Origin of the sequence: Caballeronia glebae, from assembly GCF_001545035.1 — a bacterium.
Lineage (GTDB): Bacteria > Pseudomonadota > Gammaproteobacteria > Burkholderiales > Burkholderiaceae > Caballeronia > Caballeronia glebae.
Genome location: NZ_FCOJ02000038.1, coordinates 1 through 18,695, shown reverse-complemented (window position 1 = coordinate 18,695; position 18,695 = coordinate 1). Strand labels below are relative to the sequence as shown.

General features: G+C 60.4%; 20 protein-coding genes, 1 tRNA gene and 1 pseudogene. 13 read left to right on the top strand and 9 right to left on the bottom strand.

The features are described 5' to 3' along the window. Window positions 1-8: 8 nt before the first annotated feature. The 4 genes and pseudogenes from AWB82_RS23460 to AWB82_RS23445 all read right to left on the bottom strand — a co-directional run bounded on the left by AWB82_RS23460 (window position 9) and on the right by AWB82_RS23445 (window position 3,255). A pseudogene (locus tag AWB82_RS23460) lies at window positions 9-1,146 on the bottom strand (amidase). Further along, on the bottom strand, window positions 1,143-1,661 hold the full coding sequence (locus AWB82_RS23455; RefSeq protein ID WP_086971475.1) for a nuclear transport factor 2 family protein: 519 nt from the start codon (window positions 1,659-1,661) through the stop codon (window positions 1,143-1,145). Before AWB82_RS23455 ends, AWB82_RS23460 begins: the two are co-directional and overlap by 4 nt. Before the next feature lie 4 nt (window positions 1,662-1,665). Continuing rightward, window positions 1,666-2,043 (bottom strand): hypothetical protein, encoded by a 378-nt coding sequence (locus tag AWB82_RS23450; RefSeq protein ID WP_086971474.1) that lies wholly within the window; start codon window positions 2,041-2,043, stop codon window positions 1,666-1,668. A gap of 36 nt (window positions 2,044-2,079) precedes the next feature. Further along, a complete protein-coding gene (locus tag AWB82_RS23445; protein ID WP_086971472.1) occupies window positions 2,080-3,255 on the bottom strand; it encodes an acyl-CoA dehydrogenase family protein in 1,176 nt (391 codons plus the stop codon). A 224-nt stretch (window positions 3,256-3,479) separates the two neighbouring features. On the opposite strand from AWB82_RS23445, the gene AWB82_RS23440 reads away from it, so the two are divergent. Then, complete coding sequence (locus AWB82_RS23440; RefSeq protein WP_086971470.1) at window positions 3,480-4,949, top strand: sensor histidine kinase; 1,470 nt, start codon at window positions 3,480-3,482, stop codon at window positions 4,947-4,949. 14 nt (window positions 4,950-4,963) lie between these two features. Here AWB82_RS23440 and AWB82_RS23435 read toward each other — a convergent pair whose 3' ends face one another. Together AWB82_RS23435 and AWB82_RS23430 are read right to left on the bottom strand one after the other, a co-directional pair. Continuing rightward, window positions 4,964-5,464 (bottom strand): aromatic-ring-hydroxylating dioxygenase subunit beta, encoded by a 501-nt coding sequence (locus tag AWB82_RS23435; protein ID WP_086971467.1) that lies wholly within the window; start codon window positions 5,462-5,464, stop codon window positions 4,964-4,966. Next, complete coding sequence (locus tag AWB82_RS23430; protein WP_086971466.1) at window positions 5,461-6,744, bottom strand: aromatic ring-hydroxylating oxygenase subunit alpha; 1,284 nt, start codon at window positions 6,742-6,744, stop codon at window positions 5,461-5,463. Before AWB82_RS23430 ends, AWB82_RS23435 begins: the two co-directional genes overlap by 4 nt. Before the next feature lie 160 nt (window positions 6,745-6,904). Between AWB82_RS23430 and AWB82_RS23425 the strand changes: the two genes are divergently transcribed. Further along, window positions 6,905-7,825, top strand: a complete 921-nt coding sequence (locus tag AWB82_RS23425; RefSeq protein ID WP_086971464.1) for a LysR family transcriptional regulator — start codon at window positions 6,905-6,907, stop codon at window positions 7,823-7,825. A 2-nt stretch (window positions 7,826-7,827) separates the two neighbouring features. Here the strand turns inward: AWB82_RS23425 and AWB82_RS23420 are convergent, their stop codons facing one another. Then, the gene (locus AWB82_RS23420; protein ID WP_086971462.1) at window positions 7,828-8,796 is read right to left on the bottom strand and encodes a PDR/VanB family oxidoreductase; all 969 of its coding nucleotides are present in this window, start codon (window positions 8,794-8,796) and stop codon (window positions 7,828-7,830) included. Window positions 8,797-9,311: 515 nt separating this feature from the next. Between AWB82_RS23420 and AWB82_RS23415 the strand changes: the two genes are divergently transcribed. From AWB82_RS23415 to AWB82_RS23365, 11 genes are all read left to right on the top strand, one after another. Continuing rightward, on the top strand, window positions 9,312-10,253 hold the full coding sequence (locus AWB82_RS23415; RefSeq protein ID WP_086971461.1) for a helix-turn-helix domain-containing protein: 942 nt from the start codon (window positions 9,312-9,314) through the stop codon (window positions 10,251-10,253). Between the two features lie 253 nt (window positions 10,254-10,506). Continuing rightward, window positions 10,507-11,637 carry an amine dehydrogenase large subunit gene (locus AWB82_RS23410; RefSeq protein ID WP_235023408.1) on the top strand — a complete coding sequence of 377 codons (1,131 nt, stop codon included), beginning with the start codon at window positions 10,507-10,509 and terminating at the stop codon, window positions 11,635-11,637. 9 nt (window positions 11,638-11,646) lie between these two features. After that, window positions 11,647-12,204: a MauE/DoxX family redox-associated membrane protein gene (locus tag AWB82_RS23405; protein WP_086971457.1), complete on the top strand. Its 558-nt coding sequence runs from the start codon at window positions 11,647-11,649 to the stop codon at window positions 12,202-12,204. Then, a complete protein-coding gene (gene mauD, locus AWB82_RS23400; protein WP_086971455.1) occupies window positions 12,201-12,845 on the top strand; it encodes a methylamine dehydrogenase accessory protein MauD in 645 nt (214 codons plus the stop codon). The genes AWB82_RS23405 and mauD overlap by 4 nt, the downstream gene beginning before the upstream one ends. 39 nt (window positions 12,846-12,884) lie before the next feature. Continuing rightward, window positions 12,885-13,406: a methylamine dehydrogenase light chain gene (locus AWB82_RS23395; RefSeq protein ID WP_086971453.1), complete on the top strand. Its 522-nt coding sequence runs from the start codon at window positions 12,885-12,887 to the stop codon at window positions 13,404-13,406. Next, entirely contained in the window at window positions 13,403-13,888 is a 486-nt protein-coding gene (locus tag AWB82_RS23390; protein ID WP_086971451.1) for a c-type cytochrome, read from the top strand. The genes AWB82_RS23395 and AWB82_RS23390 overlap by 4 nt, the downstream gene beginning before the upstream one ends. Further along, on the top strand, window positions 13,885-14,343 hold the full coding sequence (locus AWB82_RS23385) for a c-type cytochrome (protein ID WP_086971450.1): 459 nt from the start codon (window positions 13,885-13,887) through the stop codon (window positions 14,341-14,343). Before AWB82_RS23390 ends, AWB82_RS23385 begins: the two co-directional genes overlap by 4 nt. An 11-nt stretch (window positions 14,344-14,354) precedes the next feature. Further along, window positions 14,355-15,860 carry an aldehyde dehydrogenase family protein gene (locus AWB82_RS23380; RefSeq protein WP_086971448.1) on the top strand — a complete coding sequence of 502 codons (1,506 nt, stop codon included), beginning with the start codon at window positions 14,355-14,357 and terminating at the stop codon, window positions 15,858-15,860. A gap of 10 nt (window positions 15,861-15,870) precedes the next feature. Beyond that, complete coding sequence (locus tag AWB82_RS23375) at window positions 15,871-17,085, top strand: porin (RefSeq protein WP_200818192.1); 1,215 nt, start codon at window positions 15,871-15,873, stop codon at window positions 17,083-17,085. A gap of 108 nt (window positions 17,086-17,193) precedes the next feature. Next, window positions 17,194-17,934: a DUF429 domain-containing protein gene (locus AWB82_RS23370; protein WP_086971446.1), complete on the top strand. Its 741-nt coding sequence runs from the start codon at window positions 17,194-17,196 to the stop codon at window positions 17,932-17,934. A gap of 138 nt (window positions 17,935-18,072) precedes the next feature. Further along, complete coding sequence (locus AWB82_RS23365) at window positions 18,073-18,291, top strand: hypothetical protein (RefSeq protein ID WP_033536141.1); 219 nt, start codon at window positions 18,073-18,075, stop codon at window positions 18,289-18,291. 83 nt (window positions 18,292-18,374) lie between these two features. On the opposite strand, the gene AWB82_RS23360 is transcribed toward AWB82_RS23365, so the two are convergent. Together AWB82_RS23360 and AWB82_RS38470 are read right to left on the bottom strand one after the other, a co-directional pair. After that, a tRNA-Val gene (locus AWB82_RS23360) sits at window positions 18,375-18,451 on the bottom strand. Beyond that, window positions 18,416-18,695 (bottom strand): hypothetical protein (locus AWB82_RS38470; protein ID WP_235023407.1); only part of this gene is annotated, 280 nt, incomplete at its 5' end. The genes AWB82_RS23360 and AWB82_RS38470, both read right to left, overlap by 36 nt.

Genomic DNA, 18,695 nt, shown 5'->3' with positions numbered 1-18,695 from the left:
GGTTCCTTTTATTGAGTGAGTGCGGCTGCAACGTGCGCGGCGACTGCGCAGACGTTTTCATCCGCGCCCTTGCGTCCGACGATCTGCAATCCGGCCTTGAGCGATGAGCCTTCGACCGGAAGAGGAAGGCTTAGCGCAGGATGTCCACTGAGGTTGAATGGCCTGATCAACGACGACATCGCAATTACCGATGTACCCGCGCGCGCTGCTTCGAGCGTGATAGGAAAACCCGGGCAGCGTCGGGAGTGCGAGCACGTCGACATCATCGAGCAGGCGGTCCACCGTGGCCGAGAAAATCCGCCTCACGTTCTCAGCGGCTTCGAGATCGGCGGTGGTGGTTTTCGATGCCATACGCAGACGTGCATCGAGATCCGCGCCGATTTTTCCTGTCTCGATGAGATGACCGAACGCATGCCATGTCTCCGCGTTGATGATCGCGAGACCGGCGGAGAACGCATCTGTCAGCGACGCCAACTCGACGCTCCGTGATGCGAATCCCGCGCGATGTACGACATTCTCTACAGCCTGGCTGATAGTTGCATCTGCAACTACCGAGACGATGCCAACGCGCACCGTCGATACTTCGCGTCGCGCGATCATCGCGTCGAACGATGGATCGATCGCGGTCATGACATCGATCAGCACGTGCATTTCCCGTGCGAACGGGCCGACGCAATCGAGTGTGCTTTCAACCGGCGCGACTCCTCGACGCGAGACGCGACCAAACGTCGGCTTCAATCCGATCACGCCGCAACATGCGGCAGGGCCGCGCACCGAGCCGCCCGTATCGGTGCCGAGGGCGGCATCGACGAGCCCGAAACCGACCGCCGAAGCAGATCCACTCGACGAGCCGCCGGGAATGCGCGTGGCATCTTGCGGATTCTGCGGCGTGCCGGTGAAGTCGTTGATGCCAGTCATGCCGAACGCAAGCTCATGCATGTTGGTCTTGCCCTTGATGCGCCAGCCTGCATCGAGCAGCCGCTGGACGACCTCGGCATGATCTGCGGCCGCGCACGCATCGGCGAGCGCGCGGCTCGCCGCCGTGGTCGGATAACCTGCAATATCGATGCTGTCCTTGATCGCGATGGTCGGACCATCGGCATCGTCGTGTACGCGCAGATCGAACTCGCTGATGAATGCGCTCATGCACTCGTCTCCTTGCGAACGTTCACTTGCCAGGGCGCGTCGAAGAGACGCTCCGTGCGGAAATGCCGGATCAGCCATGCATGCTTTCCCTGACATAGCGACGATGCGAAATCGACTTCCAGTCGCGCGGCGATGATCTCAGCCTTTGCATCGACATAGCCCGATGCCTGCACCATGATCCATCGGCCCCTGGCGAAATCGCCGTGAACATTGATGTGTTCCGACGTCAGGAAATGCACGTTGGTGGCGAAGTGCGGCGAGGGCGGCAGATATTGCTGCAGCATGTCGACGATAGCCGCGCGTCCTTGCAGACGCCCGAACTTCTGCGCGTATTGCGGGCCGATGCCTTCCCATACGGCGTCATCGGTGAATAGCGCGGCGAGCGATTCGCCTTCGAGCGGCGCGCAAGGTACATCGCATAGCGCCATATAACGAGCGATGGACTGACGCACTTCGTTCTGTGCTTCGAGCATTTCTATGCGCGCGAGCAACGCTTCGATGGTGGTTTGCGTCATGGCGTCATGTGGTTTTCGCTACGGCGGGCGGAACGGTCAATGCGCGTCCGACGCGCGCTTCGATCTTTCCATAACGCCACAGGTTGTACTCGCCGACGGGCGTCGTGCGATAGAGATTGCACACCGCGACGGCCGTGTCGAAGTCGGCGACATCGGCCATGATGTAGAACGTCCACGGCGCGCCATCGGACTGTCCGACGACGAGACGGTCGTCGTCCATCACGCCCAGCACGCGCACGTTCTCCATTGCTTCGACGGCGGCGAGCGTCGTGCCGTAGGCTTGCCATACTTCGCCGATCTTCTCGCGCGGCAAATCGAAGAAGTTCTGCGTTACGCCGCAGCAAAACAGCACGCGCAAAGGCAAGTTTAGGTTATCGGTCATTAAGCGTTATTCCTCTTGTTATGCGATGAAAGTGGATCAGAGATAGCCGGGAATGGGCGGCACACCGACAAACACCGCGCCCGCGCCGTCGTAATTCCCTTCGCCGAGGAATGCGTGTTGCGTGACGACCATCGCGTCGCGCATCAGGCGTTGCAACGGATGCGTGCGATAGATCGCCATCGTGCCGCCGAGTCGATAGGCGCGATTCACGACGTCGGCGCCTTCACGGGCGATCTGCGTTGCACACAGGCGCAGCAGGCTAACCTGTTCCGGCGTAACTTCGTTGCCCGCGAGAATCGACTGCCATACGCTGTCGGTCGATTCGTAGAAGAACGCGCGCGCAGAGCGCAACTGCGCCTCGGCTTTTGCAAGCTCTATTCGGTAATAAGCGCGATCGGCGAGTGGCGGTGCGCCGGTCGTCGTCCTGCGGCCTCCGGCCATATTATTAGCGACATCGAGTGCCGCGCGCGCAAGACCGAGATTCACGACGGCGAGCACTTGCGCCGCGTAAGCGATGGTCGGATAGAGATAGAGCGGTTCATCGACCGTCGACGCGCCGCCGCGGACGAAGGTCCAGTCTTCTCCGACGAACTGATCCGCCACGCGCAAGTCGTGACTGCCCGTGCCCTGCATGCCGACCACGTTCCAGTTCTCGACGATCTCGACCTGCGCGGGCCGAAACACTGCGGTGCGCGGCTTGCCTGGCGCCTCGCCCGGCTTGCCCGTGCCGATGCCGACGCCGAGCCAGTCCGCGCCCTTGCAACCGCTTGCGAACTTCCAGGTGCCGTTCACGCGATAGCCGCCCGGCGCGGGTCGCGCGTTCTGCACAGGGAAGAGCCCGCCTGCAAAGACCTGATCGGGACCGTCCGCGTAGATTTCCGCTTGCGTCGCGAGCGGCAACGCGGCGAGATAAAGATTCGCGGAGCCGAAACTCGCGACCCATGCGGCGGAGCCGTCGGCGACCGCGATACGCTCGATCATATCGAGGAATTCGCCGGGCGCGCGCGCGTCGCCGCCGAAACGCTTTGGCGTAGCCGCACGGTAGATGCCGGCGCGTTTCAGCTTTTCGACGACATCGCGCGGCACGTGCGACAGCCGGTCGAATTCTTCGCGACGCTGGGCGATTTCGGCGATGACATCGTCGAGCGTCACGGCATCGATTTGATTGGGCAGATCTTCGCTAAGTGCGACGGCAATCGCGGATGCTGACATGAAGACGTCTCCTTTTCGTTTATGTGGCTCATGGGGATGAACGGGAATGCTTTCGAGCCGCACAGATTGATGCCAGTCTAGAAACGCAAAAAGGCTGAAACAATTGGGACGGCTAGCTTGCGACTCAGTGAAGCATCCCGGTCGGATAAAGAAATCTTTAGGGACGTGCGAGGGGCACCGATGCTATGGTTAGCGTTGCAACCAGGTTCTCCGCGTGCTCCGACATGAACTTCCCCGCTGAAGACGATTTCCGCCGCCTGCTCGACGCGTTGACGCAATGCGTGCTGCTGCACGACGCCCGGACGAAGGCCATCCTGTGGGCGAATCGCGCGGCGTGCATCGCACTCGGCTTTTCGGTGGAGGAACTGCGTCCACTCAAGGCGCACGATATGACGCGCGACGACATCAGATATCGCCGCGAAATTGCGGTGAATGCGATGGACCGCTCGATTACCGATGGCCCGCAAAGTTATGAATGGTGTTATCGATCGCGGGCGGGAATGGACATGTTGTCCGAGGCTATCGCCACCTATGTGCCGCTCTCCGGCGGCGCAGTCGTGATGGTGCAGTTTCGCGATATAAGCGCAGAAGAAGCGATGCGCCAGAAGTTGCGGCGCTATGAAGCGCGCTTGCGCGAATACATGCAGGATCTGGGCGAGGGCGTCGCCGTGCTGACGCCGCGCGGCAAAGTGAGTTTCATCAGCGAGTCCGGACGGCGCGTGCTTGGTGTCGCGAGCGATGCGCCGCTCGGTGTCGCGCTCGACTATTGCACGAGAGAGGATCGCGACCGGCTCGTCGCCCAGTTGCGCAGCGCGACGCGCCAGCATTCGACGCCCGCGCAACGCTATGCGATCACGCGCCGCGACGGCGCCAAACGATGGCTGCGCATTACGTGCAGACGCATCGATATCGATGACGGAACGCTCGTGCATTTCCGCGATATCACGGAAGAAATGGCGACAGAGGAAGCGCGCCGCAACGAAGCGCGCATGCTCGAATACGCGGGGCGCTACAACGCGATGGGCGAAATGGCGACGGCGATCGCGCATGAGTTGAGCCAGCCGCTCGCCGCCGTGCGCAACTTCATCGAGGGCGCGGTTCAGCGGCTCGCCCAGCCGGATTCCGTCGATAGCGCGATCTGGGGCCTGCGCGCGGCGGACCGGCAAGCCGAGCACGCGGCGCATATCATCAAGAGCGTGCGCGAGTTCATCGTGAAGCGGGAGCCTGCCGAAGTTCAAGCCGATCTTCGCGACGTGCTCGCGGATGTCGCGTACTTCGTTCAATTGCGCGCGAGAGACGAAGGCGTGACGATCAGGATCGAACCATCGCGCGAGCCGTTGCCGATACGTTGCGAGCGCGTACTCATCGGTCAGGTGATCCTCAATCTGGCATTCAATGCCGTCGAAGCGTTGAGCGGCGCGAGACACCCGACGGGCACCGTCACGCTTGTCACGAGGATGAACGGCGAGTCGGCCGAGCTGCATGTGATCGACAACGGACCCGGTGTGCCCGACGACGCGCTCGATCGCCTGTTCGACGGCTTCTCTTCGGCGAAGGCGGGCGGAAACGGCATCGGCCTGTCGTTGTGCAAGAACATCGTGTCGCGTCACGAAGGGCGTATCTGGGCGCAACGCGCAGCAAGCGGCGGACTCGATTGCTGTTTCGCGTTGCCTTTGTCCCATCGCCCGGATTGACACGACGTTCGCAATCAAAGCAGGAAGCCGATGGCGCTCAGCGCTTCGGTTGAATCGATCAATCGAACGACCTTCTCCACGATCCTCGGCTCGCCGCTCGCCATGCTGATCTTGTGCGTGAGGTCTGCGGCGAAGATCGTCGATACGCTGCGCTTGTATGCGACGATAACTTGCGCCGATTTTACTTCCACCACATCGGCGCTATCGCCCGATAAGGTGAAGCGCGAAACGGTGCGCACGGTGCGCGCGGCGTCGGATGCGGATGCGGAATAACCCGAGGTCATGCGCTGCACGCGCGATTCGCGCATGTGCCGATCATCGTATGCGTAGTTCAAGGTGGCGGCGAAGTCGGTCGCGTTCGGATCGATCGGCACCACATAGAAACCTTCAGGGTCCCACAATTCGAGCCACGCACGATAATCACGACCGTCAAGCAATTCAGCTTCACGCCAGATGAATTCGATCGCGCCCGCGAAGGTCCGTTGAGAGAAGAGTGCGTTGCGATCGTCCATCATGCCTGCTCCATCATTGCGCGCCATTGCTTGTACGCTTCACGCATGCCGGTTTCATCCGTGGCATGCGCGGTCTTTTCTCCGTTCGGTGCGGTCGTTTCGCGATTCAGCCCGCGATTCACGAGAATGGGCACTTCGGGTCCAGCATGCGAGCCGCGTTGCACGCGTTCCCATGCTTCCGCATCGTCGGGGCTGCCGAAACCGAACGGACCCTGAAAGTGTTCGTGAATGCGCAGACGCACGCGATTCGCTTCCTCCGGTCCGCCGTCCATCGCGAGTGCGACGTGGCGAATCTCCGTTTCCTCGGCGGAAATGGGCCGCAAGACACGGAAGAACGCCATCGAGAGCGCGAGATTCGGGAATAGATTCAGATTGAAGCCGACGCCCATCAGCGAGCGCACGATGCGACGGACTTCTTCCGGCGTATGTTTCCCGGCGAGTTTCGCGGCCAGATCGTTGAAACGTTCCGGCAGAGGCGCGCCGTCGTCCTTGTCGAGGTCGACGATTTCTGGAACCAGCACCGCAAGGCTATGGCCGTTGCCGAGCGAGCGGCAGAATGCATCGTCGCTCGTCATGAAGCTCGTGATGGCCGCTGCGGCTTCATCGTCGATCGACTTCATCCACGATTTGTGCACGACCGGGAAGTGATAAAGATCGGTTGTGTTTTCGAGCTGGATTTTCCAGTTGCCCTTGAACTTGAACTTATGCTCGCCGTTCGCTTTGATCGGATAGCCTGCGCCTTGCTTCATGAAAAGATCGATCCAGGGCTTGGCGCCGCCGAGAAAATCTTCAAGCGGCCCGATAGCTTCGTTGAAGCTCGCGAATATCAAGCCCTGGTAAATCCCGACGCGCAGTTTCTTCAGCGGGAGATCGCCTTTCTCGCAGACGCCTTCATAGCCGTCGCCATAAGGCAGGGCGCGCAGCGTGCCGTCGAGCGCATACGACCAACTGTGATACGGACACGTGAAGCCTTTGGCATTGCCCTTGTGCTCTTCGCACACGGTGGCGCCGCGATGACGGCAGCGGTTTTGCAGCACGTGCACCGCGCCCGTCTTGTCCCGCACGACGATAACCGGCTGCCGGCCGATGGTCGTCGTGACGAAATCGCCAGGCTTCGGCAATTCACTTTCATGCGCGACCCATATCCACGTCTTATAGAAAATGCGTTCGAGCTCGGCTTCGAACAGATCGGGATCGTAATAGAGCGACGGCGCGATGCGGTCCGCTTGCGCGCGACGGGCAAGCGCGCTCGTGTCGATGATTTGGGTTGTCGGTGTACTCATCGGTTCGATGTGGAGTGAGGTTGATCGGCTAACACGAAGACGGCGATGATGATCCGCACATCCTCTCGTTGACATCAGTCTCGCTTTGCGAAGATCATGCGTCAAATCGATTAAAAAATGGGTGATGGATAAATTTGATGGATATCTCGCGAGTTACCCAATGACATCTCTCGACCATGTCGATCTGAATCTTCTGCGCGTCTTTCAGGCGATTGTCGAAGAGCGCAGCCTCACGAAAGCCGGCGAACGGCTCGCGCTCTCGCAGCCGGCCGTGAGCTATTCGCTAGGCCGTCTGCGAACGCTCTTTGACGACCCGCTCTTCATCCGGACGCGTGCGGGCATGCAGCCGACGCCCGTTGCGCTGGAACTCGCCGAGATCGTCGGACGTGCGCTCGATACCGTGCGCGAAGCATTGCGCTTCACCGAGCGCTTCGATGCATCGACGAGCAATCGCACGTTTCGACTGTCTCTTTCGGATGCAGGGGAAATGGCGTATTTGCCCGCGATCTGCCAGGCGCTACATGAAGCCGCGCCGCGCGTGAAATTGCTCGTCGAGCCTTCGCCGGTGGAGGACATCGAGGAAGCAATGCGTTCGAGCCGGCTCGACTTCGCAATCGGCAATCTGCCTTCGCTATTGCCGCGCACGCGTCACGCGTTGCTCTTCGAGGAAGCGTATGTGTGCATGACGAGAAAGCGTAAAGGCGTGCCCGGGGGAGCGACCTTGAGTCTCGATCAGTTTCTCTCGGCGTCGCACGTACAAGTGCGCTCACTCGAACATAGCCACCACGCGCTCGACGATGCCCTGCGCGCGCAAGGTGTGGGGCGCAATATCGCGCTCGCGTTGCCGCATTTCGTCGCCGTGCCCGGCGTGCTCGCGGTCACGGATCTCTTCGCTACATTGCCCGAGCGACTCGCGCATATCCTCAATCGCAACGATGCGTTTCGTATCTATGCGTTGCCCGTTCGATTACCGAAGGCAGCCGTGACGATGCACTGGCACGAGCATTTTCATGAAGATGAAGGCATAGCCTGGATGCGCGGCCTGATGACCGACATCCTCGCGGGCTTCGAAAAGCTATAAGGTCAGAGGTCGAGGACGAGCACCGGCGAACGCGAACGGGACACGCAGCAGCAGATCACGCTGTTGCTCGCGCGCTCGGCCGTGCTCAGGCAGTGGTCGCGATGCTCGGGTTCTCCGCTCACGACATCGACCATGCAGGTTCCGCATACGCCTTCGCCGCACGACGTGTCCACTTCGATGCCGATAGAAGCGAGCGCGTCGACGATGGACGTCGAAGCATCGACGCGCACGGTTTGCCCGTTGCTCGCGAGTTGAACATCGAAGTTATCGAGCGATGCTTTCACTTCGATGTGCGGCTCGGCCTTGAAGCGTTCGAGATGAACGGCGTCGGCTGGCAGATGCTTACGAGCGGTATTCACCACGACATCCATGAATGGCGCGGGGCCGCAGGTATAGACGTGCGCCTGCTTGTCGGCGTTACGCAGAGAGGCGTCGAGTTCATCGAAGATGGCTTCACGCTCGACGCCGACGTGCAACCTGACATGTTTATCGAACGGCGCGCGTGCCAGAAGCGGGAGAAATGCCGCATGCGTTTCGCTGCGCGCGAAGTAATGCAGCGTGAAGGGCGCATTGATCGCGACGAGACGATACGCCATCGAAAGCAAGGGCGTAATGCCGATGCCCGCACCGATAAGAATATGTTCGCTCGCGCCTTCTTCGAGGCGGAACAGATTGCGCGGTGCGCCGATGGACAACTCGCTGCCGATGCCGACTTCGTCATGCAGCGAACGCGAGCCGCCACGCGACTGTTCTTCCTTTTTCACGGCGAAGAGATGCGAGTCGCGGCACGACGGGTCGCCGCACAGCGAGTATTGCCGCGTGATGCCCGATGGACTCGTCACATCGATATGCGCGCCGGGCTCGTAGGCATCGAAGGGTAAGCCATCGAGACGCGAGACGCTGAACGAACGCACGCCGTGAGCTTCCTCGCGCAGAGCGTTGACGCGAACTTTGAAGGTTTGAGCTTGCATGATGCTGCCTTTCCGGTGTGTTCAGAGGACGATGAGTCGAGCGTAGCGTTCTTTACCGGATAAGCAAAATAGATTGAAAAGCACGACTCATATCAACGCGGCTAATAACTTTACGCCGTCACGTTATCAGGGCGGCGACTATGAAACGGCATCAGCGGGCTTTATCGATGAATGCGGTTTTGACTGATTTGCACCCCGGAACGCTGAACGCAGACTTCGGGTACGCGAGGCTATTCCCAGTCACGTCATAAGATACGCGATGCAATATCGGGGCTCGATCGGTGCAGGCTATTAGCGTTCGAAGAGAGTGGGCAAGGATCGGCATCGTTAAAGTAATTTATGAAGTATCCGCGAGCGCGTGTTCACCTACGCATGCTCGCACGCGTTTTTCAATCGTGCATTCCTAGAATTGCGCAACAAGCGACTGAAGAGAAGAATTGAAAAGCTTGACGCCAAAAAAATTGAAAGCCTATAAGCAGTCGCGTCGATGGCGACGCAAGTAGCGGGAGCAGGGCATGTACGCCAACTATGAAAACTTCGAGGACGCCGACCACCACGCGCATGCGCTGGCAGGCTGGGAACAGCGCTACGATCAGGTAGGCGAGGGCGCATTCCGCAGCACGGTGAAGCAGGTTTCAGTAGCGGGCGTGCAGGTCTTTCAGGAATCCGCGAACGTTCGTATCGTTCAGCGCGGGCAATTGCCGGCGGGATTCATCACGTTCGGGCTCGCGCTCGGCGGCGGGGCCCCGTTCTCGTTTCAGGGCGTGCGAGTGGACGAAAACGCGCTTGTCGTCGCGTCCGGCGACAGGGAATTCCTGCTGCATTCGCCACCGGATATGTCGATGCTCGGCGTCGCTATCGATTCGCAATTGCTCACATCGGCAGCGGATGCGGCGGGCGTCGATGTCCAGGACGAGATCTTCAATCGACACGTGCTGAGCATTCCCGGCGCGGCCGGCGCGCGTGCGGGAAAGCGCATTATCGCGGCCGTCGAGGCCGTGCTGGCGGACCCCGATCCGTTCTTGTCGGACGGTGGCGCGCATCGCTTCACGCACACGGTCACGGAAAGCATTCTGGATCTGCTGACGTTTCATGTGCCGACGCGTGAGGACCGCCTCACTTACGCATGCCGGGCCGATGTCGTGCGGCGCGCCCATGACCTCGTGCTTGCGCGTCCCGAGCAGCCTATATCCGTGCTCGACTTATGCGAGAAGTTGCGCGTGAGCCGCCGCACCATTCAAAACAGCTTTCAGTCGGTCACGCAGATGAATCCGATAAGCTATCTGCGAGCCGTGCGCCTGGCGCAAGTGAGGCGGCTCCTCACGACGTCATCGCAAAGCGAAATTCCGGTTCGCGAAGCCGCAATGCGTTGGGGCTTTTCCAATCTCGGCCACTTCGCGAGCGATTACAAAAGCCTGTTCGGCGAACTCCCCTCTCAAACGTTGCGTGTCCGCTGAATAGGGCGTAGCGCATTCCTCTCTTGCCGATAACAAGCCGCATCGCCCCGGCTTGTTATCGGCATTTTCCTTTCCAAAGCACGGCCTGAAAACGGCGGTTTCGGCGCTTCTCTGTCGGCTCCCTTTCGAATGCTCCATTTCGGCACGCACGCTCTGCCGGTTCCGAAGTGCTCTTTTTTATTGTCGTCTTTAGAGTCGTTTCGACGATAAACAAGGAGACGCAAAGATGGAGATGAGACGGCTAGCCACCGCCATGGGGGCTTTACTGTATGGACTGCTTGCGTGTCAGCCGCACGCAGGCGCGGCCGAAAAGCCGGAAGAACTGACGGTAGCGAAAGTTCCCCCCTATAGCCCGCATCGCGTGTTCGTGACGGATGTCTCGTTCGCGAGCATGACCGATGCGCGTGTCCATGTGTTCGACAGCGACACGAAACGCTTCGTCGGCGAGATCGACGCGGGCTTCGCGCCGGGCTTTACGATCTCGCCCGATCACAAGACGAGCTATGTCGCGACGACGTATTTCGCGCGCGGCAGTCACGGCGCGCGCACGGATGTGGTCGAGATCATCGATAACGCGACGCTCGACGTGACCGGTGAAATCGAGATTCCGGCCAAGCACGGTCAGACCGTGCCGACGCCCTACAGCACGATTCTTTCGGAAGACGGCAGCCGCTTGTATGTGTCGAACATCACGCCGTCGACCTCGGTCACGGTTATCGATACGGCCGCGAAGAAGGTGCTCGGCGAGATCGAGACGGATGCCTGCGTGCTCGCGTATCCGAGCGGGAATGACCGCTTCTCCGCGCTGTGCGAAAGCGGCAAGGCGCTCACCGTCAAGCTCGATGCAGCCGGCAAGGAAACGAGCCGAAAGCTCTCCGACGCGTTCATCGACGTTGACCACGACCCCGCGTTCATCAACGCGGTGCGCGACGGCAACAAGTATGTCTTCACCACTTTCCACGGCAATGTGCGCACCGCCGACTTCTCGGGCGATGCACCGGTGTTCGGCACATCGTGGTCCTTGCTGAGCGATCAGGAGCGCAAGGCGGGCTGGCGTCCGGGCGGTTTGCAGCAGACCGCGCTCAATACCGCCGCTCATCGTCTTTACGTGGCCATGCACAAAGGCGTGGACGGTTCGCATAAAGAGCCGGGCACGGAGATCTGGGTCTTCGACACGGAAAGCAAAAAGCGCGTGGCGCGCTGGGATCTCGCGAAGCAGAAGATCGATCCGCTTCTCGCAATTCAGGTCAGCACCGACGACAAGCCGCTCTTCTATGGCCTCACGCCGACTTCCGATCTCGTCGTGATGGACGCAACGACAGGCAAACGTCAGCACGTCGAGAAGCAGCTCGGCACGACGTCGACGTTGCTGCTCAACCCCTGAGGTGACGCGATGATCGATCCCGTCATTGTCATGGTGTGCATCGCGAGCGCGACGATCATCGCGCTCGCAAGCACGGCGCCGAAGTGGCGCGAACCTGCGCGCTTTCGTGCGTCGCTCGAAGCGTTTGCGTTGCTGCCGTCGTTCGCGGTGACGCCGTTGTCGTTCGCGTTTCCCGCGCTGGAAACGGCTGGCGCAATCGGCTTGTTGTTCGCCGATACGCGAATGATCAGCGCCGTCGTGCTGGCCGCGCTCTTCGTGCTCTTCGCGGCGGCGCTCGCGATCAACGTGCTGCGCGGTCATACCGACATCGATTGCGGTTGCTCGGGCTTCATCGCAGCAAGCTCCTCGAAGCGCACGCCGAAGTCGATCGGCTGGTGGCACGTCGCGCGCGCCCTGATGCTGGCCGCGCTCGCAGCCGCCGCGCTTGTTCCCGCAACCGGCCGGGCGCTCATGTGGTTCGACTATGTGAGCGCAGGCGCCTGCGCGCTGTTCGCCGTCGCCGCGTGGTTCACGCTCGACGTGCTGCTGGTCAATCTTCCCAAGCTCGACTCTCTAAGGAATTCATGATGCAAACCGCCCTGATGATTTCGGCCGCACTGTCGTGGGCCGCTTTGCTCGCGCTCGGCGCGATCTGTCTCGCACTCGTTCGCCAAGTCGGCATTCTTTATGAACGCATGATGCCGGCGGGCGCGCTCATGATCGACAAGGGTCCGGCCGTCGGCGCCATTGCACCGATGTTCGAACTCGGCGATATCGCGGGCCGCGCGGTGAAGGTTGGCGGATTGTCGAACTCGAAGCGCAACACGCTCGTCTTCTTCCTGTCGCCGACGTGCCCCGTATGCAAGAAGCTATTGCCCTTGCTCCCGTCGATCCAGGCGCGCGAAGGCGCGGTCGATATTGTGCTCGCGAGCGATGGCGAATTCGAAGAACATGCCGCGTTCTATCGCAAGTCCGGTCTTTCGCAATACCCGTATGTGTTGTCGCAGGAACTCGGTCTTTCTTATCAGATCGGCAAGCTGCCTTATGCGGTGTTGCTCGATGAAGAAGGCAAGGTCCGCGCGAAGGGTCTTGTGAACACGCGTGAACATCTGGAAAGCCTGTTCGAAGCAAAAGAACGGGGTGTCGCGTCGCTGCAGGAGTTCGTGCACGGCAAGCACGACGACCACCCGCATCACGACCATGAAGGGCAAGTCGGGCAGCACGCCTGAAGACGCCGATAAATCATTCATTCCTACAGGTGAGCGTCCATGAAATGGCTGGATTCATTCTTCGAACATAAGGCGCGCGGCGTCGCGCAGCGCAGCTCGCGGCGCAGTGCGATGGCGAAGCTCGGGAAGGTGCTGGTCGGATCGGCAATGGTGCCGTTGTTGCCCGTGGATCGCACCGCTTATGCGGCCGAGCCGAAGAAGCCGGGTTCATCGACGAGCGATGATCCGACGAGTTGCGACTACTGGAAGTATTGCGCGATCGACGGCTGGCTCTGCAGTTGCTGCGGCGGCACGTCAAGCAGTTGCCCGCCGGGCACGACGCCTTCGCCGATTACCTGGATCGGCACGTGCCGCAATCCGCACGACGGCTCGGACTACATCGTGTCGTACAACGATTGCTGCGGCAAGACGAGTTGCGGTCGCTGCTTCTGCAATCGCAACGAACGCGAAAAGCCGCTCTACAAGTTATCGCTCAATAACGACATCAACTGGTGTATGGCGAACGGCAATTCGAACTACCACTGCTCGGTATCGGTTCTGTTGGGAGCGGCAACGCAATGAAGACTGCAAGTGTTTTGATGGCGGCGCTCGCCGCCTGCGCAATGAGCTTTGCTTGTGGCGCATTCGCACAGACGGTGCATTACCCGGGCGGCAAATCGACATTCGATGGCAAATGCGCGGTCTGTCATCAGGCGGGCGGCAAGGGCATGGATGGACTCGCGCCGCCGCTTGTCGAGTATCCCGGCAAATATGCGGGCTCGCCCGATGGCCGCGCGCAATTGGGGCATACCGTGCTCTATGGCATGTTCGGCCCGATCAAGGTCAAGGAGAAAAGTTATAACTTCAAGATGCCGAGCTTCGCATCGCTCTCTGATGAAGAGATCGCCGACGTGCTGAACTATGTCGTGTTCGATCTGAACGCGCAGCACGGTGAGGCCAAGCCCTTCGACGTCGCCGAAGTCAAGGCATGGCGCGCGGGGCCGCTCGATCAGACGGCCGTGCATCAGCATCGAGAGGCGGTCGTTAAGGGCCTCGGGCTATGAAGCCGCGCGCGGTGCTCGCCGCTGCGACGGTGGCCGCGCTCTCGATGGCGGCAGCCTCGCAGACGCAGGCGTACGACGCGACGCGCGCGCGCCAGGACTGGGTGCTCAATTGCATGGGATGCCACACCGCCGATGGCTCGGGCATTCCAGGCAAGGTGCCCGCGTTGCGCAACTCGCTCGGCCATTTCGTCTCGCTTCCCGAGGGACGCCAGTTCGTGATGCGCGTGCCGGGCGCGGCCAATTCCGCATTGAACGACGCCGAGCTCGCGAACGTCCTGAACTGGCTGCTCGCGACGATGAACGAGCAATCGCGACCCGCGTCGTTCAAGCCTTATACGGCGGAAGAAATCGCGGCGCATCGCAGGCCCGCGCTCACCGATGTCGCGCGTACCCGCATGAAGCTCGTGAAGGAACTGCAGGAGAACGGCGTGAACGCCGTCCCTGAACATTACTAGGAGACACCTCGATGAATAACAGTCAGCATCCCGCGATGCTCGATTCGACGCGCGCATTTCTCGCGTCGGAGAAGAAAATGCTGATCGATGGCGCATGGGTGCAGAGCGCGAGCGGCGCGACACTCGACGTGATCGATCCCGCCGATGGAGAACTGCTCGCACGCGTGCCCAGCGCCGACGAAACCGACGTGGATCGTGCTGTGCAAGCAGCGCGCCGCGCATTCGACGACTCCGCATGGTCGCGCATGAAGCCGACCGATCGCGAACGCCTCTTGTTGCGCGTAGCCGATCTTATCGAAGCGAACGCGCGTGAGCTCGCGGAAATCGAATCGCTCGACAATGGCAAGCCGGTCACGATCGCGCAAGGTCTCGATGTATCGATGGCCGCGCAATGCTTTCGCTATATGGCCGGCTGGGCGACGAAGATCGAAGGCAGCACGCTCGAAGCATCGATTCCGTATAGCCCGTCGAATGATTTCTTCGGCTATACCCGAAAGGAAGCAGTAGGCGTCGTCGGCGCGATCATTCCGTGGAATTTCCCGTTGCTGATGGCATCGTGGAAACTCGCGCCCGCGCTTGCAACGGGCTGCACCGTCGTGCTGAAGCCGGCGGAAGACACGCCGCTCTCCGCATTGCGCCTCGCGATGCTGCTCGAAGAGGCGGGCATCGAGAAGGGCGTCGTGAACGTCGTCACCGGGCTCGGCCGCACGGCGGGCGCAGCGCTCGCGCGTCATCCCGGCATCGACAAGATTGCGTTCACCGGTTCGACGCCGACCGGTAAAGCTATCGGTCGCGCGGCGCTCGATAACATGACGCGCATGTCGCTCGAACTCGGCGGTAAGTCGCCGGTAATCGTGCTGCCCGATGTCGATATCGATAAAGCAGCGGAAGGCGTCGCCAACGCGATCTTCTTCAACTCGGGACAAGTGTGCACCGCGGGTTCGCGCGTATACGTGCACGAGAAAGTATTCGATCGCGTGATGGAACGTGTCGCGGCTATCGCGCAATCCTTGCCGATGGGACCGGGCCTCGATCCATCGACACAGATAGGCCCGCTCGTTTCCGCACGGCAGATGGATCGCGTGCTGAGCTATATCGAAGCGGGCCGCGATGAAGGCGCGCGCGCGATTGCGGGCGGTGCGCGCAAGCAAGGCGCGGGTTTCTTCGTGAAGCCGACCGTGCTCGTCGATACCGATCATTCGATGAAGGTCGTGCGCGAAGAGATCTTCGGACCGGTGCTCGTCGCGATGCCGTTCGACGATATCGACAGCGTGGTCGCGAAAGCAAACGACACGCCTTATGGACTCGGCGCGAGCATCTGGTCGAACGACCTTTCGGCGATTCACAAGCTCGTTCCGCGTATCAAGGCGGGCACGGTGTGGGTCAATTGCCACTCGCTGCTCGATAACGCGATGCCGTTCGGCGGCTTCAAGCAATCGGGCTTCGGGCGCGAACTGGGACGCGCGGTGATCGACATGTACACCGAAACCAAGTCGGTGCTGATCAACTACGCGTGAGGACGCTTGCATGACGACCAAAACGATCGCGCGGCAACTCGTCTCGACAGCGGCGCTCGCCGTGTGCGCGAGCGCATCCGCGCAAAGCAACGTCACGCTGTACGGGACCGTCGATGCAGGGCTGACCTATACGAGCAATCAGCAAGTCACTAATGCGGACGGGAGCGTAAGTTCGGGGCATAACTTTGCATTTTCAGGCGGCAATCTCGTGCCTTCGCGCTTCGGTTTGCTAGGCGTGGAAGATCTCGGCGGCGGCTTGCAAGCGAAGTTCAACGTGGAGAACAGCTTCTATACGGGAACGGGAAGCCTGGTGCAGGGCGGGGCGCTATTCAACCGTCAGGCCTGGGTGGGCCTGGCGCACGAGCAGTTCGGCACACTGTCCTTTGGGCGTCAATACGATTCGTATTCCGACTTCCTCGGTCCTTATGTGTCGAGCAATTCATGGGCGACGCTCTACGGTTCTCATATCGGGGACGTCGACAACCTGAACGAAGCGTTCAACTTCAACAACGCGATCAAGTACACGAGCCCGGACTGGAACGGTTTCTCGGTAGGCGGCACGTACAGCCTGGGCGGTGTGGCAGGCGACTTCGGGCAACGGCGCGGCTATTCGCTCGCTGCTGCTTATACGCGCTTGCCGGTTTCGATCAGCGCGGGTTATCTGAACCTGCACAATCCGCTCGATGCTGCTTTGGGCGGTGCAAACGGCTATATCGGCGATTTCGCATGTTCGAATCCGTCCGCGCTTTATTGTCAGTTGCAGAACGCGGAAGCGTTGAAGGCGTATGGCGCAGGCGCATCTTATGCAATCGGGCCCGCGACCATCGCGCTCACTTATACGCATAGCCTTCTGGAGCATAGCCAGTACTTCGCCGACAGCGCCAATCCCCAAGGCCGTAACATCGCGTTCGATAGCGGGGAAGTGAATCTGACCTATGCCGCCACGCCGTTCCTGCAACTGGGGCTCGCCTATATCTATAACAATGCGAAGCCGGACGGCGGTTCATCGACGCGCTTTCATCAAGTGAACCTCGGCGCGAACTACGCGCTGTCCAAGCGCACCGCGCTGTATGGCGTCGCGATCATGCAAAAGGCGGTGGGAGCCGGACTCGGCGTCGATCCTGCAACGGGCGGGCCGGCGAATTACGCGCAAATTCCCAACCTGCCTAATTCGAATAGCGATCGCCAGTTGTCGGTGACGCTCGGCATACGGCATAACTTCTAAGTAGTTTTAAAGCGTGTTTTGGCCCGGCGGAGATGATTCCCCGCCGGGTTTTCTCTTGCGGCGACGGAGAGAGACGCACGAGTTCGCGATCGTTGATACGATCGCGACATGAACAACAAGCGCGATGTACATCCCGATCTGTTCGGAGTCGATGGCTGCAGGGCGGGTTGGTTCGTCGTGAAGCAATGCGGTTGCACCGGAGCGATTACGACGAAGGTTATCGGTCGATTCGAAGACTTGCTCGACTGGACACGCGCGAACGCCATCGTGGCCGTGGATATGCCGATCGGTCTTTCATCGAATGGCCTTCGCACGTGCGACACACTTGCTCGCAAAAAGCTCGGGCGCCCTCGCGGAAGTTCTGTTTTCTCTCCACCGATACGCGCGGCACTATCTGCATCGAACTACGGAGAAGCGTGCGCGGTCAATCACGCGGCTGCCGGAAAGCGAATCTCCATTCAGGCTTTTCATATTCGCAACAAGATCGCGGAAGTCGATGACGTGATGCGCACGCGCGCCGCTGCTGCAACGCGCGTCTTCGAAGTGCATCCCGAGTTGAGCTTCATGCATCTGCGAATGGAGCAGGGTGGTCCGGCGCACGGCCTGCGCGAAACCAAGGCGCATGCATCGGGATTCGCATTGCGTCACGCGTTGCTCGTATGGTGCTTCGGCGGCGCAATCGACACGGCGCTGGCCGCGCGCGCGCCCGCGCAAGCTTCGCGAGACGACGTGCTCGACGCGTTCGCGGTGCTATGGACCGCGCGTCGCATCGTTTCGGGGAACGCATTCCATTTGCCCGAAGAGATCGAGATCGATGAGGCGGGTATCCCCATGGCGATTCATTGCTGAGCACGCGACGCGCCTGTCTGCGGGACCGTCACGCCGATCTTCACGGGCCGTTTCGTCGAAAGAAATCCAGCTACGGCGACGGGCCGAGCGGTATAAAATTGAAGCGTATTTGTCTCGCGCTCGAATGCGCCCGCTGCCATGGAAACTCCTTCGGGCAAAGAAGCCTCCCGCAAGCGTATGACGCCGCGCACGCTCAACGTGCTGACGGCGCTCATCGGCCTTGCCACACTCGCGTTGGGCGTGGCCTGGCTGATCTATACGTGGATCGTTCATCTCGAAGTGCCGTACTTCGCGATTCCGCTCGTGCTGACGGTGCCGGTGATCGTCGCGGTGGCGTTCCGCAACTGCTGGGACTGACGCGCGCCTGATTGGTGATTGAACTGCGCGCAAATGAAAACGCACCGTGGCGATACGATCGCGACGGTGCGTCTGAATGTCGTTGGTAGGCTCGATTGGACTCGAACCAACGACCCCCACCATGTCAAGGTGGTGCTCTAACCAGCTGAGCTACGAGCCTACGGAAGCCGCGAATTATAGGGGAAAGTTTCGCGTTGTGGGTTTTTTCAGGCGAAATTTTTTGATTGGGGATTTCGAGGCGGGGGTATTGGAGCGGCTTGACGTTTGGGGTGCTGACGCCATTCGAATTCCGATAGTTGACATAACATAAATTATCAATATTTTTGTTGTCAGAGCTTTTTAGTAATGTCCGGTTTGGGGGTGCGGCGGAATTCTTGGACTGGTTTATGTCGTCAGCCCCAGAC